This is a genomic window from Metapseudomonas otitidis (genome assembly GCF_900111835.1).
Lineage (GTDB): Bacteria > Pseudomonadota > Gammaproteobacteria > Pseudomonadales > Pseudomonadaceae > Metapseudomonas > Metapseudomonas otitidis.
Genome location: NZ_FOJP01000010.1, coordinates 229,970 through 244,910, shown reverse-complemented (window position 1 = coordinate 244,910; position 14,941 = coordinate 229,970). Strand labels below are relative to the sequence as shown.

The 14,941-nt window shown below is 67.9% G+C and carries 12 protein-coding genes; 4 read left to right on the top strand and 8 right to left on the bottom strand.

The features are described from left to right. Nucleotides 1-117 precede the first annotated feature (117 nt). From BM198_RS14985 to bacA, 7 genes are all read right to left on the bottom strand, one after another. On the bottom strand, nucleotides 118-807 hold the full coding sequence (locus BM198_RS14985) for a phospholipase D-like domain-containing protein (RefSeq protein WP_074970949.1): 690 nt from the start codon (nucleotides 805-807) through the stop codon (nucleotides 118-120). Between the two features lie 13 nt (nucleotides 808-820). Next, complete coding sequence (locus BM198_RS14980; RefSeq protein WP_074970947.1) at nucleotides 821-6,064, bottom strand: DNA repair ATPase; 5,244 nt, start codon at nucleotides 6,062-6,064, stop codon at nucleotides 821-823. Nucleotides 6,065-6,147: 83 nt separating this feature from the next. After that, nucleotides 6,148-6,387, bottom strand: a complete 240-nt coding sequence (locus BM198_RS14975) for a hypothetical protein (protein ID WP_044405865.1) — start codon at nucleotides 6,385-6,387, stop codon at nucleotides 6,148-6,150. Nucleotides 6,388-6,489: 102 nt separating this feature from the next. Beyond that, complete coding sequence (locus tag BM198_RS14970; protein WP_044405867.1) at nucleotides 6,490-8,538, bottom strand: flotillin family protein; 2,049 nt, start codon at nucleotides 8,536-8,538, stop codon at nucleotides 6,490-6,492. A gap of 37 nt (nucleotides 8,539-8,575) precedes the next feature. Next, on the bottom strand, nucleotides 8,576-9,217 hold the full coding sequence (locus BM198_RS14965) for an OB-fold-containig protein (RefSeq protein WP_044405869.1): 642 nt from the start codon (nucleotides 9,215-9,217) through the stop codon (nucleotides 8,576-8,578). A 47-nt stretch (nucleotides 9,218-9,264) separates the two neighbouring features. Next, entirely contained in the window at nucleotides 9,265-9,951 is a 687-nt protein-coding gene (locus tag BM198_RS14960; RefSeq protein WP_074970945.1) for a PspA/IM30 family protein, read from the bottom strand. 14 nt (nucleotides 9,952-9,965) lie between these two features. Then, on the bottom strand, nucleotides 9,966-10,583 hold the full coding sequence (bacA, locus tag BM198_RS14955) for a biofilm formation regulator BacA (RefSeq protein ID WP_044405874.1): 618 nt from the start codon (nucleotides 10,581-10,583) through the stop codon (nucleotides 9,966-9,968). Between the two features lie 226 nt (nucleotides 10,584-10,809). On the opposite strand from bacA, the gene BM198_RS14950 reads away from it, so the two are divergent. Both BM198_RS14950 and BM198_RS14945 read left to right on the top strand, forming a co-directional pair. After that, nucleotides 10,810-12,009, top strand: coding sequence for a CaiB/BaiF CoA transferase family protein (locus BM198_RS14950; protein WP_074970943.1), 1,200 nt, complete (start codon nucleotides 10,810-10,812; stop codon nucleotides 12,007-12,009). Between the two features lie 186 nt (nucleotides 12,010-12,195). Beyond that, a complete protein-coding gene (locus BM198_RS14945) occupies nucleotides 12,196-12,756 on the top strand; it encodes an RNA polymerase sigma factor (protein ID WP_074970941.1) in 561 nt (186 codons plus the stop codon). A 43-nt stretch (nucleotides 12,757-12,799) separates the two neighbouring features. On the opposite strand, the gene BM198_RS14940 is transcribed toward BM198_RS14945, so the two are convergent. Then, nucleotides 12,800-13,495: an EndoU domain-containing protein gene (locus BM198_RS14940; RefSeq protein ID WP_074970938.1), complete on the bottom strand. Its 696-nt coding sequence runs from the start codon at nucleotides 13,493-13,495 to the stop codon at nucleotides 12,800-12,802. A 188-nt stretch (nucleotides 13,496-13,683) separates the two neighbouring features. Between BM198_RS14940 and BM198_RS14935 the strand changes: the two genes are divergently transcribed. Together BM198_RS14935 and BM198_RS14930 are read left to right on the top strand one after the other, a co-directional pair. Further along, nucleotides 13,684-14,307 carry a hypothetical protein gene (locus BM198_RS14935; RefSeq protein WP_044405879.1) on the top strand — a complete coding sequence of 208 codons (624 nt, stop codon included), beginning with the start codon at nucleotides 13,684-13,686 and terminating at the stop codon, nucleotides 14,305-14,307. 200 nt (nucleotides 14,308-14,507) lie between these two features. Beyond that, the gene (locus BM198_RS14930) at nucleotides 14,508-14,846 is read left to right on the top strand and encodes a hypothetical protein (RefSeq protein WP_044405881.1); all 339 of its coding nucleotides are present in this window, start codon (nucleotides 14,508-14,510) and stop codon (nucleotides 14,844-14,846) included. Nucleotides 14,847-14,941 lie beyond the last annotated feature (95 nt).

Below are 14,941 nucleotides of genomic sequence, written 5' to 3'. Positions count from 1 at the left end.
GGGAAGCTCCCGGCGGCCAGCCTGGGGAAGGCGACGCGCGGGCGGTGGGGTTATCGGCCGTAATGCGAACGGCTTCGCACTTTACTCCCCGACTGTGACAGCGTCACGCACGGCGTTTCAGCGTGGGGCGTAGCGCCCCCAGAGGCTGTCGAACTCCGCCAGGTAGCGCGCCACCAGGTGGGCGTTGTCGATCACCAGGAGGTTCTCCTCGTTGCTGGTGCTGGCGCTGCGGGTCCAGTTGAAACTGCCGTTGAGCAGCAGGCGGCCGTCGAACAGGGCGAACTTGTGGTGCATGTGGAAGGGGCTGTCGTCGATGCGCACATCGACTCCGGCGTGGCGCAGGGCCTGGATGTCGCTGCCCTCGTCGTGCTGTTTCTCGTTGTCGCTGATCACCCGCACACGGATGCCGCGCCCGTGGCAGGCGAGGATCTCGCTGCTGAGCTGGTCGTCGGAGATGGTGTAGACGCAGATGTCCACGCTGTGCCGGGCCTGGCGGCACAGCTCGCGGATCTTGCGCCGGCACTCCTCGCCGGGGCTGAAGTGGGCGCTGGCCACGGCCGGGGCGACGGCGCCGGCAAGGTCGAGGGTGCGCACCACCTGCTCCAGCCACTTGAGCGCCGGTTGCAGGTTGGCCGGGTCGGCCTGGCACAGCTCGCGCACCAGGTCGAAGGCGCGGTTGCGCAGGTAGCGCACCTGGTCCGGGCCCAGCTCGCTGCCCAGTTCGCGCAGCTCGTCGCGCTCCTCGTTGCTCAGCTTCAGGTCCTGCAGGCTGTCGCGCAGCTGCTGGTCGAGTCCTGCGAAATCCATGGCGACCTCCGGGTCAGGTGGGCGTGCCGTCGGTGCCGGGCGCCGGCAGGGCGCCACCCAGCTCGTTGAGGCGATTGGCGATGTCGGTGATGCGGTGATGGGTGCGCAGGTCGACGTCGATCTTCTTGTCCATGATGCGGATCAGCGGCATGAAGCTGTTCTCCAGGCAGTCGGCCAGGCTCAGCAGGACTTCGCGCACGCCCTCCTGGGCCGGGGCGGTGACGTCCACCTTGAACGCGGCGGGCGGTTGCACCAGCGCCTCCAGGCGTTGCAGCAGGGCCTCCCACGGCACCTCGGCGGCGGCCGGTGCGGGGGCTTCGCTGCGGGCCAGCCCGCGCACGCTCTCCACCAGGTCGTTGAGCTGGGCCACCACGCGGGTGCCGACGTCGCTGTCGCTGCCGCCCATGGATTTGTTGCGCATGAAGTCGCGCTTGATCTGGGTCCAGCGCTCCGCCTGCTCGGCGCTCTGGTTGCCACGCAGTTCGGCGAGCTTGAGCAGGTTCTCCTCGGCGCCGGTGGTGAGCAGCTGGGACTCGCCCTGGTAGTGGTCGGCCAGCAGTTGCATCAGCTCGGCGTCGTTCATCACGGCGGAGATCTTCTCCGCCATCTTGTTCATGTTGCGGTAGCTGCCCTGCAGCTTGAACGGCGGCTCGGTGCGGTACTGGTCGGCCTGGGCGGCACTGGCGATGTACTGCTGGTTGACCTTGAGCACCACGTCGCGCACCTGCATGAGGCGTTGCAGGGTGGTGGTGATCTCGTTGATCTCGGCGCCGCTGTAGCTGTGGCCCAGTTCGTTGGCGGAGAAGGGCTTGCCCTCGGCACGGTCGACGAAGCGGTAGACGTCGGCCATGTCGCGGGTGGCCAGGGGCGCCAGCACCGGGTTGGAGGTCAGGGCGTTCTCGATGTAGCTGAGGGCGAAGGCGTCCTGCATGCCGCCCAGGGTGTCGCCGAGGTTATAGATGTCGGCGCGGTTGGCGAGCATGTCGGGGATGCGGAACACATCGCCGGACTCGGTGTAGGGGTTGCCGGACATCACCACGCAGAACTTCTTGCCACGCATGTCGTAGGTCTTGGTGCGGCCCTTCCACACGCCCTCGATGCGCCGGGTGCCGTCGCAGAGGGAGATGAACTTCTGCAGGAACTCCGGGTGGGTGTGCTGGATGTCGTCGACGTAGAGCATCACGTTGTTGCCCATCTCCAGGGCCAGGTTGAGCTTCTCCAGCTCCTGGCGCGAGGTGGCGTCGGGCGCCTGGGCCGGGTCCAGCGAGCGCACCTCGTGGCCCAGGGCCGGGCCGTTGATCTTCATGAAGATCAGGCCGAGGCGGTGGGCGACGTACTCCATCAGGGTGGTCTTGCCGTAGCCGGGGGGCGAGATGAGCATCAGCAGGCCCATGAGGTCGGTGCGCTTGTTCTCGCCGACGGTGCCCATCTGCTTGGCCAGGTTGTCGCCGATGATGCCGAGGTAGACGTCGTTGATCAGTTTGTTGCGCACGAAGGAGGTCAGCGGGCGCGGCTTGAACTCGGCCAGGCGCAGGGCCTCGCGCTGGCGGGCGACCAGGGCCTGGCGCAGCGCCTGGTACTGGCGCAGGCCGGGCAGCACCTGCTCGCGGTGTTCGCGCAGGCGGCCGAAGAAGTCGTCCACTGCCAGTGCCAGGCTGTGGTCCTGGATGCGCGGGTGCTCGCCCATCAGGCCGCTGACGCTGAAGCGCAGGTCCACTTCGGTGAAGCGCTGCGGGAAGTCGGCACGCAGCAGCGCCAGGGCCACGGCTTCGGCCCGGTAATCGGCGAGGCCGGCGAAGCCCTCTTCGCCGCAGAGGCCGTCGAGCCAGTGCCCGACCAGCGCCCACTGGGCCGCCGGGCGCCCCTCCAGGCGGCCCACGGCGGCCTGGTAGTCGTCCCACATGCGCGCGCCTTGCAGGCGCAGCTTGAGCCCTTCGTGCAGCTGGCGGGCGTACTTGCTGAAGGTGAATTCGATGCGCTCGGCGGCCAGTTCCTGCACCAGGTACTCGGCGGCCTCGGCGACCTGGCCCGGCTGCAGGGGCAGCGGGTGCTCGGCGAGGAAGGCCTGCAGGGCGTCGGTCACTTCGGCCTGCAGCGCCAGCAGGCCGTCGGCGCGGCCGAACAGCTGCTGGATGTGCCGGCTGGTGCGGGCGCGTTCCGGCCAGGCGGTGCCGCTCTCGCCCTGCCGGGCGGCGTCCCAGAACAGCGTGGCGAAGGCCCGGGGCACGGCGCCGAAGCACAGCAGCCCGGCGCTTTCGCGCAGGGGCAGCAGGTGCTGGAGGATGGCGGCGGCGTCGTGGTCGTGGATGCCCTTCTCGTAGCCGTCGCGGTAGCGCGGGGCGGCGAAGTCGCGCACCACCCGGGCCAGTTCCTCGGGCTGCGCCAGCAGGGCCTTGAGGCCGTCCAGGCTGAGGCCTTCACGCTGGCCGTCGGCGGCGTCGAGGACTTCCCCGGCCAGGTATTCGGCGCGGTAGAGGCGCTCGGACTCGGACTCCAGCGCCACCTGCCAGTAGGCCTTGAGGGCGTCCAGCTCGGGGTCGTGCAGGGGTTCGAGGAAGTCGGTGCCGGTGAGGTGCAGGTAGAGCCCGTCGCCCCGGGGCAGCAGGGTCAGGTCCAGCTCCTGGGTGTTGACGCTGAAGCGGTGGCGCGGGCCGAGCTTGATGACGTTGCCGCCGGCTTCGAACAGTTCGCTCTTGTCGCGCAGGGCGCGCACGGCCTGGTCGCGGGCGCCCTTGAGGCGGGCTTCGACGTCGTCGGCCTTGACGCTGTCGTTGAGCTCGCGCAGGCGCTGGGCCAGTTCGCGCAGCTTGAGGATCAGCGGGTCAGCGGCGAAGAAGGCGTTGAGCTCCTCGGCCTGGGTGAACTTGGCGGTACGTCGGCCGAGGCTGTCGAGGATGCGCCGGGCGGCGTCCTGCAGGCCCTGGGCCTTGCGCTGGCGCTCGTCGAGCAGGGATTGCTTGTGGGCCTCGAAGGTTTCCAGCAGCTCCTCGCGCTTGCTGAGGATGTCGCCGAGGAACTGCTCGTGATCGCCGAAGCGGCTCTCCAGTTCCTCCAGCTGCACCAGCAGGCGCGACAGCTGCTCGTCGCAGCGCTCGGGGTCCTGGGCCTGGGCCAGGGCGTTGACGATGCCCTGGCCGAACAGCTTGAACTGGGCGCCGAACTGGGCCACCGATTCGGTGGAGCCGAGGGCCTTGCGGCGCTGCTCGGCGCGGGCCTTGGCCTGGTTGAGGCGGGCGTAGATCTCGGAGATGGACTCGATGATGCGGGTGCGCTGGGTGGCGTCGTCGATCTGCAGCGAGCCCATCAGGTTGGACAGCATGTCCAGGTCGCCGGCCATGGCCTGCAAGGCCTCCAGCGGCGGTGCCAGGAGGGCGACGGTCTCGGCCTTCTGCGCGTCGGCGTCCAGCGTCTCCAGGCGGGTGACGAAGGGCTGCAGGGCCTGGTCGCTGGCGAGGAAGGTGGCGGTGGCGGCCGCGGTGCGCGCCTGGGCCTCCTGCAGCTCGGTTTCCATGGCGTCGATGCGGGCGACGTCGATGTAGCGGTAGTCACGGATGGTCAGCAGCAGGCCACGCTGGGCAGTGATGCCGTTGAGGGCGTCAACGTAGTCCTGGGCCTGTTCCCAGCCGGCGGCCTGGAGGCGCCCGAGCAGGGCCTTCTGCTGCGCTTCGGCGCCGGCCATGGCCTGGTCGGACTGGCGGCGGATGCTCTCGACCTTCTCGTATTCGTCCAGCACCCGTTCGGCGGTGGCGGCCACTTCCCGCAGCAGCGGGGCGAGCCCGTCGAGCTCGTCGCTGCCGAGCCAGTGGTAGACGTCGAACAGGCGGCGGGTGCCCTGGCACAGCTGGGTGTAGCGCTGCACCGAGACGGAGGGGGTTTCGATCTCGCGGCACAGGCCGTACAGGTCGGAGACGCCGCGCACCAGCTCGGCGTTGCCGATGCGCCCGAAGAAGCCGCTGCGGGCCGGCTGGCGGGCGGCGTACTCCTCGGTGAAGAACGGGGTCTGCCAGATCTGCATGGGGTGGATGCGGGTCGGCTCGTCGCCCTCGGCGGCGAAGATCACCATGCGCCCGTCTTCCAGGCGCGCGTAGCCGTGGCCGAACAGCGGGTTCTGCAGCTGGCGGCTGATGAGGTTGTAGGTGAGCAGGACCGAACGGCCCTCCTCGGGGTGGTAGAAGATGTACTGCACGTCTTCGCCGTTGGGCGAGCGCACGCTGCGCTTGAAGCGCATGCCGGCCATGGAGGCGTCGAAGGTCTTGTATTCGCCGTTCTGCAGGTAGCAGCCGCCGGGGAAGATGATGCCGTGGTCCTCGGGCAGCTGGACGCAGGCCTGGCCGATGGCGTCGATGCGCTCCACCTGGCGGGTCAGGCTGTTGTAGACCAGGTAGCGCCACTGCTCCTCGCGGTAGGGCAGCACCTTGAGCAGCACCAGGCTGCCGAGGCGGGCGAATTCGATCTGGGCGTCGTCGAGGGACTGGGTCTTGTCCACCACCTCTTCGCGGTAGATGCCGAGGCCGTCCTCGGTGTTGTTCTCCACCTTGATGGTGAGGTCGCCGCCGATGGTCTCGACGAACACGGTGTCGAGGATGTTCAGGTGCGGGTGGCGGCCCTGGACCACCATCTCGCGGGTGGCCTTCTTCCATTCGAAGTCGAAGGGCGACGGCAGGGCGATGTCGCGCTCGCCGCGGTTGTCGATGTAGCGCACCTCGCGCCCGTCGCTGGAGAGGGACCAGCGGAACACGCGGATGTCGGTGATGCGCTCGCCGATCTGGAAGCTCGCCAGCAGCTTGCCGTCGCGGATGGCCAGCTGCAGCAGGCGGGTGTTCTTGTAGTAGGTGTAGAGCTCGTTGAAGTCGTTGAGGAAGCCCTGGGCGGCGAGGAAGGTGCCTTCCAGCGGCACCGGCTCGGCCTCATAGCCCTCCTCCCCTTCCACCAGGCGGTAGAGGGAGAAGACGTCGGCGATGCCGGTTTCCTTCCTCAGGCCGATGAAGACGTTGTAACCGAACAGCAGGCAGTCGCCGACCTGGACGATGTCGCGGGCGATGCAGTTGTTCTCGGTGCGGATGCGCACCCGGCCGACCACGTCCATACGGCTGTCGCCGAAGGCTTCGAGGCGCCGCTGGTTGAGGCTGTCGGTGGTCTGCCGCAGGCGCTGCCCCTGGTCCTGCAGGCGCTTGTGCAGCACCTCGTAGGCGCCGCCTTCGGCGACGGCCTTGTCCAATACATCCTGTGCGGGGGTTGCGGCGGTGACGTCCGACATCGTGTTCTTCCTGAATCTGCTGGGTCTGCGAACAGGGCCCCTCGGGCGGAGGGGCCGGGTACGCGGGGGCGCGGGGCCTGGGCTCAGGCGCCGATCTTGCGGGCGACTTCGGCCATCTGCTCGCGCAGGGCGGGGTCGATTTCCTCGGGCCTGACGTGGGCGAGGATCTTCTTCAGCACGCGCTTCTCGTTGTCGTCGATGACGCCGTCGCGCTCGGCGATGGCCAGCAGGGCGGCCAGTTCGTGCACGTCCAGGCGGCCGTCGTTGGCGAAGCAGTGGATGGAGCGGAAGGACAGCTCCAGGTAGTCACGGGATTCGGCCATGGCGGGGTTCCTCTTGGCGGGTAGGCGGGCCCGGCCCCTTTCGCAAGGCGGGGCGGACCCTGTGCGCGGCGTCGGGCCCCGGGGGTTCCGGGGCCCGCTCGATCAGGCTTCGGCAGCCGGGGCGGCGTCAGCCTTGGGCGCGACGGCCGGGGTGCGGCCGTTGAGCAGGCGGGCGAGCACGTCCTGCACCACGGGGCTCTTGCCCACCACGCCTTCGATGGCCTTGCCGACGGAGAGCGACTTGGCGAAGGAATTGAAGAAGTCGCCTTCGCCGCCGACGATCTCGATCTTCGCCTTGCCCAGGGCGGTGGCGAGCACCTCGGCCTGGTCCTTGGCGATGTCCTTGTTGGCGGCGATGGCGGCCATGGCTTCCTCGAAGCTCTTCTCCAGCTGCATGCGGAACTCTTCGTGCTGGCGGGCGCTGTCGCTGAGGGCGTCGAGGGCGCTGAACTTCTTGCCCAGGCCTTCGGCCTCGGCGTTGAGGCGCTGCAGGAGGATTTCCGCTTCCGCCGAACCCAGGTCCTTGGTGGCCTTGGCCTTGGCGGCGCCGAGCTGTTCTTCGCCTCGGGCCTGAGCGCCGAGCTTCTCTTCCAGCACCTTGGCTTCGGCGAGACCGTCCTTCTCCTTAGCGGCGGCCTGGGCTTCGAGGATGCGGGCTTCGGCGAGGCCCTTCTCCTGCTCGCCACGGGCTTCGGCGATCAGCTGTTCAGCGCGCACGCGGGCGTCGGCGAGGCCGTCCTTCTCCTTCGCGGTGGCGGTCGCTTCCAGAACGCGGGCATCGGCCAGGCCGGGGGCGGCGCGCTCGGCCTCGATGCCTTCGGCCATGCGTTTCTTGGCTTCGGCCTGCTTGGCGGCGGCTTCCAGTTCGGCCTGGGCGAGGTTGTTGATCTCGACGGCCTTGTGCTTGGAGCGGGTCTCGTCGGCTTCGGCCTGCTTGACCTGGCGCACCAGCTCCTGCTCGGCTTCGGCCTGTGCCTGGAGGACGATGACCTGTTTGGCGCGCTCGGCTTCGGAGACTTCACGCACTTCCTTGATGCGCTCTTCTTCCTGGGCGACGGTCTTCTCGACGGCGACGCGCTCGCGGATCACGTTGGCGATGTTCTTGCGCTGTTCTTCCAGCGCCTTTTCCTTCTCGATGCGCTGCAGCTCGACTTCGCGCTCGCGGGCGACCACTTCCAGGTCCTTGGCGCGGGTGACCTTCTCCACTTCGATGACCACGGCGCGCTGGCGGTTCTGCTGGGCCACTTCCACTTCGCGCTGGTGGTTCTCGACGCGGATGTCGATCTCCTGCTGCGCCTGGATGCGCGCCTGCTCGGCCTTGAGGCGTTCCTCTTCCTTGACCTTGGCGGTCTCGGCTTCCTCGCGGGCGCGGATGGTCTCGATCTCGCGCTTCTGCCGGGCCTCGGCGTCGGCCTGCTGGCGTTCGAGAGCCAGAGCGGCTTCGCGGGTCTCGACGTTCTTCTTCTGGATCGCCAGTTCCTGGTTGCGCTCCAGCTCGTTGGTGATGACGTTCTGGTTGGCGGTCAGTTCGGTGATCTTGCGGATGCCTTCGGCGTCGAGGATGTTGCTCGGGTCGAGGGAGTGCTTGGCGGTCTGTTCCAGGTAGTCGATGGCGACGTCTTCCAGCACGTAGCCGTTCAGGTCGTTGCCGATCACTTCGATGATGCGGTCGCGGAAGTCCTGGCGGTTCTCGAACAGTTCGACGAAGTCGAACTGCTTGCCGACGGTCTTCAGCGCTTCGGAGAACTTGGCGTTGAACAGTTCGTTCACCGCGCCCCGGTCGGAGGCGCGGTCGACGCCGATGGCCTTGGCCACCTTGAGCACGTCCTGCTGGGTTTCGTTGACGCGCAGGTAGAAGGCGACGGTGATGTCGGCGCGCATGTTGTCACGGCAGATGAGGCCGTCCTTGCCACGGCGGTCCACTTCCAGGGTGATCAGCGAGATGCGCATGAACTCCTTGAGGTGGATGACCGGGTACACCAGGGCGCCGGTGAAGTGCACCTTGGGGGTGGAGGACATGTCGTTGACGATCAGTGCGGTGCCCTGCGGGACCTTGATGTAGAAGGCCTTGAACAGGGCCAGGAGCCCGACGACCACGAGGACGACGAGACCGACGCCGATCAGGATGGGCAGCAGCGAGGCTAGGTTCATTGCAATCATTCTCCTTTGATGCTGAGGCACACCGGGGTCAGAGCCCGCGGAATTCGTCCTCGGTGATGACCCGATAGGCGTGCTGCGCCTCCAGGTATTCCAGTAACACGACGCGGTCGCCGCGCTTGAGCCCGAGGGCTTCGTCGGCACGGACCTTGAGGATCAGCCCGGCGCCACCGTCCTCCAGCACGGCTTCGCCCTGCCCGGCGGTGACGCGGCCACTGCGCACCACGGCCGTCTGGCCGATGACGCTGCGGGTGCTGGTGGCCTCGGCCTTGAGGAACAGCGGGCGCAGGGGGCGGCACAGGGTGGAGGCGATGGGCACGGCCAGCACCAGGGCGCCGATCATCACCACCAGGCCGAGCGGGTAGCGCAGCCAGCCGAGGGGCAATTGGCCGAGCAGCCAGAGTTCGACGAAGTAGCTGATGAACCAGCCGAAGAAGAACAGCAGGGTCAGCACCAAGGTGACCGGCACGCCGTTGAGCTTGAGCTTGGACAGCAGGCCGGCGAGGCCTTCGGCGTTGCCGTGGCCTTCGAGCAGGGAGTCGGCCTCGACATCCAGCAGGTCCACCTCCAGCAGACCGAAGGCGACCACGGTCCAGTAGATGACCGCGATGAGCAGCAGGAAGCTGAACACCACGGTGGGGAACGAGAGGGCGGTGATCAGGAAGAGGTCCATCGTTTCCAGTCCTTGAAACAGGGCGGGCGGGGCCGCGGTCGGGTTTGTCAGCGTTTGTCCCGCAGCCTCGCCAGGACGCTGTCGGCGCTGCTGGGCCCGGTGGCGATGCCGGCGGCCCGCAGGCGCGCTTCCAGGTCGTCGCCACGCTCGGCACTGGCCAGTTCGTCGGCCGCCTCCAGCCGCGCGGCACGCTCGGCCTGCTGGCGCTTGAGGCGCTCCAGCGAGTCCAGGGCGGTGCCCAGGCGGCTGTGGGTATCGCCCTGGCGCTGGGCCACGGCCTGCTGGGCACGCTGCACGCTTTCGGTGGCCTTGACCGTGTCCACCTGTTGCTTGAGGTGGCGGATGTTGGCCTCGGCCTGGGTCACGGCCTTGCGCAGCTGGGCGACCTGGGCGCTGAAGCCTTCGGCCTGGCCGCGCTCGCTCCGGTGCTGCGCTTCCAGCTCGGCGATCTTCTCCGCCACTTCACGGGCCAGGGCCTCGTTGCCGCTTTCCAGGGCCTTGAGGGCATAGCCTTCGTATTCGTCGACCTTGGCCTGGCACTGGGCGGCGCGCTCGTCGGCGAGCTTCTGCCGGGCCATGACGCCGGCCAGGGCTTCGCGGGCCTGGCGCAGGGCCTGGTCGGCGTCGCGGATCTCCTGGTCGAGGATGCGCAGGGCCTGGCTGTCCACCAGGGCGTCGCCGGCTTCGCCGAGGCCGCCACGCAGGGCGTCGATCAGCTTGCTCCATACGTTCATGGGTTTCTCCGGGGTCAGGCCTGGGGCGCCAGGTAGCCTTCGTAGGCTTCCGTGGCGCGGATGACGTTGCTGGCCAGGGTCTCGATCTCGAACACCACGTTGGACAGGATCGAACGGGCGCTCAAGGCGCCGAACATGATGTAGCAACGCTCGCCGCCGGGACGCGTCTCCAGGCCGATGCTGGAGAGCGGAAAGAGCTGGCGGCTGAGCAGGATTTCTTCGTTGAAGCGCGCCACGTCGCGGACTTCGGACTGGGGCCAGAGCAGTGCCTCGACGAGGATCTGCTCGCCGTGCACGGCGAGGAACAGGGGCAGGTCGCCGAACTCGCGCATGGTCACCAGCAGGCTCGGCTCGGCGCCTTCGATCAGCTCCACCTGGGCCTCGCCCTGGCGGAACAGCTCGGTGGCGGCCAGGGCGTCGCACAGCGCGCGGGCGTTCCAGATCTGCGGCATCTCCATCGCATTCTCCTGTTCCAGGTGAACCGGCCCCGGCTGGGGCTGGCGCAGCGTCCGCTCCACCGCGAGCAGCGCGCGGGCGTTCTCGGGGAGGATCCAGACCTCTTTCTTGACCAGCCCCTGGTCACGCAGGCGCTGGCGGAAGAGTCGCTGGTAGTGGGCGGATGATTTCTGCATGGGGTCGGAGCCTAGACCATCACATGTGAGCCCGCAATAGCTCACATGTAATAGTCGCGCACCGATTCACACCACCGATTCCCGAGCCGATTAGACCTGCCGATGCCAGCCAGGGACAGCACGGATGTCCCGGGGCGCGACGGGGTTCGCGTTACGCCGGTGGCTGCCAGGGGCGAAGGGATCGTCTAGGCTAGCGCGACCTTTTCCACTGCCCTCCCGGACGACCATGGACACCTCCCACAAGCCCCTCGCCGGCCTGAAAGTGATCGAACTCGGCACGCTGATCGCCGGCCCCTTCGCCTCCCGCCTGTGCGCCGAGTTCGGTGCCGAGGTGATCAAGGTGGAGTCGCCCGACGGCGGCGACCCGCTGCGCAAGTGGCGCAAGCTCTACGAAGGCACTTCGCTGTGGTGGTTCGTGCAGGCGCGCAACAAGAAGTCCATCACCCTCAACCTCAAGCACGCCGAGGGCCTGGAGGTGCTCAAGCGCCTGCTGGCGGAGGCGGACATCCTCATCGAGAACTTCCGCCCCGGCGTGCTGGAGAAGCTGGGGCTGAGCTGGGAGGTGATCCACGCACTGAATCCGAAGCTGGTGATGGTGCGCCTGTCCGGCTTCGGCCAGACCGGGCCGATGAAGGACCAGCCGGGCTTCGGCGCGGTGGGCGAGTCCATGGGAGGGCTGCGCTACATCACCGGCTTCGAGGACCGCCCGCCAGTGCGCACCGGCATCTCCATCGGCGACTCCATCGCCGCGCTGTGGGCGGTGATCGGCGCGCTGATGGCCCTGCGGCACCGGGAGGTGAACGGCGGGCTCGGCCAGGTGGTGGACGTGGCGCTCTACGAGGCGGTGTTCGCGATGATGGAGTCGATGGTCCCGGAGTTCGACGTGTTCGGCTTCATCCGCGAACGCACCGGCAACATCATGCCCGGCATCACCCCCTCCTCCATCCACACCAGCGCGGACGGCCGGCACGTGCAGATCGGCGCCAACGGCGATGCCATCTTCAAGCGCTTCATGCTCGCCATCGGCCGCGAGGATCTGGCCAACGACCCGCAGCTGGCCAGCAATGATGGCCGCGATGCGCGCCGCGACGAGCTCTACGGGGTAATCGACCGCTGGGTGGCGGCGCTGCCGCTGGAGCAGGTGCTGGAGACGCTGAACCGCGCCGAGGTGCCGGCCAGTCGCATCTACTCCGCCGAGGACATGTTCAGCGACCCGCAGTTCCTCGCGCGGGAGATGCTGCTGCAGGCCCGCCTCCCGGACGGCCAGCCGTTCCGCATGCCGGGCATCGTGCCCAAGCTCTCGGACACCCCCGGCTCGGCGGACTGGATCGGCCCGGAGCTAGGCCAGCACAACGCCGAGGTGCTCGGCGAGCTGGGCTACGACGCGGCCCGCATCGACGCCCTGCGCGCCGCCGGGGCGATCTGACGCCCCTACCCCTCCCTTAGCGTTCTCTCCGCGCGCCCTGCCCATCGGGGCGCCATCCGCCCCCTCGTACGCCCCCTTCGTCCCCTTCACAAACCCGGGAAACCTTTCGTCCTGCTTGCTCCAGCCGGCCTGGCAAGGGCTGCCCCTGCAGCACCGCCACCGGCACCAACAAGGAAAGGTACGAGCATGGCGAGCAACCCGGACGCGAGCCTCGAGACAGGCACGCCGCATCATGTGTGGAAACTGCTGATCGATCATGAACCCGTGCTGCGCAGACGCTGCCAGCAACTCACCGCCAACCGCCAGGATGCCGAGGACGCCCTCAGCGAACTGCGCCTGCGGCTCTTCACCCTGCTGCTGCGCGAGCCCCAGCGCCTGGAGCGCATCGAGAATCTGCCGGCGTGGTTGCGACGGGTGGCCAGCAACCACTGCATCGACCGGCTGCGCAGCACCCCGAGCACCTGCAGCCTCGACTGGCTGGACCTGCACCCGGCCGACAGCGCCGGCAACGAACCCGAACGCCAGGCCTGCCTGCGGGAGGCGATGGAGACCCTCGGCAAGGCGCTCCACCAACTGCCGCCCAACCTCGGCGATGCACTCTGGCAGCACTGCGTGGACGGCATGGCCTACGGCGAGCTGGCGCGCCACCTGCAGATCAAGGAGCCCAACCTGCGCAAGCGGGTGCAACTGGCCCGCGATCAGCTGAGGCAACAGGTCGGCGGGTTGTGCCAGGGGTTGCAGCCCTGAGGGGCACCGGAGAGCCCACCTCGCATGCGAGGTGGGCCCAGGTTCAGAAGCTGGCGATGGGGTAGACCGTGCTCAGCGTCCAGAGCCCCGCGACCTGCTTGATGTAGCCCCCGACAGTAAAGGGATTGCCCCCTTCACCGGTGCAGTAGCCCACGGCGCCGATCGAGGGAGCCGACGGGCCGGCAAAGAAGTTGGCATACGGGGGACGTGCAGGGCCACCAGGCGGCGGCGGAGGAACGAATGGGCCGACATCCTTGAAGGGATGGGTATAGGCGTAGCGGATCGAGGCGATCACCTGTACCTGGCTGCAGCTGTCCGGAAAGAAGGTGGACGGAGCAGCCTTGGGCACCATCACACCAGCGGCATTGGCCACCTGAATCCCTCTGCCCAGGTAGCGATAGGCGCCGGGGTGGTTGATGCCAGGCTGGACGATGTACTGCACGCCCGCCGTGATCTGGGCGGCGAAAGGTGCCATCGGCCCCACACCCAACCGTGGGTCATGGCTGTTGGGCCGAGAGTGGAAGCCCGTCGCCGCGCCCCCGGCATTGACCTCGCCACAGAAGATATGGCGCTGGCTGATCTGGGGGTTCACGCGGCTGTTGGCCAGACCGGCACCGACCTGCACCGGCACCGGGTTGACCCCGGCGGCACCGGCCGAGCAATCGATCTGGGCGAGGGCCGGGAGGCTGCAGCAGGCAGCCAGGAGGCCGAGCGGCAATGCGTTAACGAAGCGATCCATGGCATTTCTCCTTTACTGGACTGGGCGGAAGGTGCCCAGCAGGCAAGACGCAACGCGGCTGCATCCGTGAAGGCCGCACCGACACCCAGCACGCGACGGCACGGCACTTCACAGCCGCCCCTGCCGGCCGTCAGGGAGACAGACCCGGGCATTCGCTGGGGTCACAACGGAACCAAGGAGAAAAGGACATGACGACTTTCAACGTGAACTTCAATGTGGACGACATGGAAGGCAAGACCGTGCTGGTCTTCCTCAAGCCGCAGAACCCGCAGCGCGACTACCGCGTCCACGCCTGGCAGGTGCTGACCGGCTCGGCCGGTGCCACGGAGTCCTTCGACTACGAGGCGGTGATCGAGACCGACGTGAGCAGCCTCGGCGAGAAGGCCGGCAACCAGATCATCTCCGGGCGCCGCCCCATCCTGCCCGGCCAGCTGCTGCAGGCGGTCAGCCCGAGCGGCCTGTCGCCGCAACTGGAGCCGGCCTCCACGTCGCTGGCGCTGGAGAAACTGACGCCCCAGCAGTGCGGGGTGATCAACAAGACCAACCCCTACACCCAGTTCGACAGCAACTGGTACGTCAACGGCCGCCCGGTGGTGACCATGCCCAAGGTGGACTCGCGCATGACCGTGAGCTTCGAGTACGAGCCCAACTTCTACTTCATGGTCGCCACCCCGCCCATGATCGGGCAGACCTACATCGTGCAGAACTTCTCGGACATGACCCGCTACGTGGCGCCCATCACCGCCACCGAAGTGGACGTGACCCTGACCCGCCCGAGTGGCCTGTGGACCTTCGACTTCATCGCCCGCTGAAGCCCTGGCGCACCCCATGAAGAAGCCCCCGGCGAGTGATCGCCGGGGGCTTCTTGGCATCTGGCATCCTGCGGCATTCACCCGGCATGCCGTGGGATGGCTCGGAACAGCAGGGGCGTGGCGCCGGAGCCCGCAGCACCTGGGGTAGGATCGGGGCCCGACGTCAGCACTGCGCCACCAGGCGCCAGGAGAGGTGAAAAATGGAACGTTTTACCGAGGATCTGGCCCGACTGGATCACTTCGTACTGCGCGCACTGCGCTTCCAGGCCATGGCCCTGGTCTTTCTGATGCTGGGCCTGCTGCCGGGGATCGCTGGCTTCTACCTGCTGGATGGCCTTGGCTGGCACGAGGCCACGCTGAACGCACTGTCCATGCTGGGCTCGGTGGGCCTTGCACACCCGCCGAGCAGCCTGGCTGGCAAATACTTCGCCGCGCTGTATGGGTTGTTCCTGGACAGCGTCTTCCTGGTGGCGCTCGGTGTAGTGGTCACCCCGTTCGCCCACCGCCTGCTGCACCGCTGGAACCTGGCCAACGACTGAGCCTGCCATCAACCGTTTCCCGTACCTGGACAAGGCCGGCCCCCTGAGGGGAGCCGGCTTTGTCCAGGTTGCATCTGTGAACAGCCATCAACCGG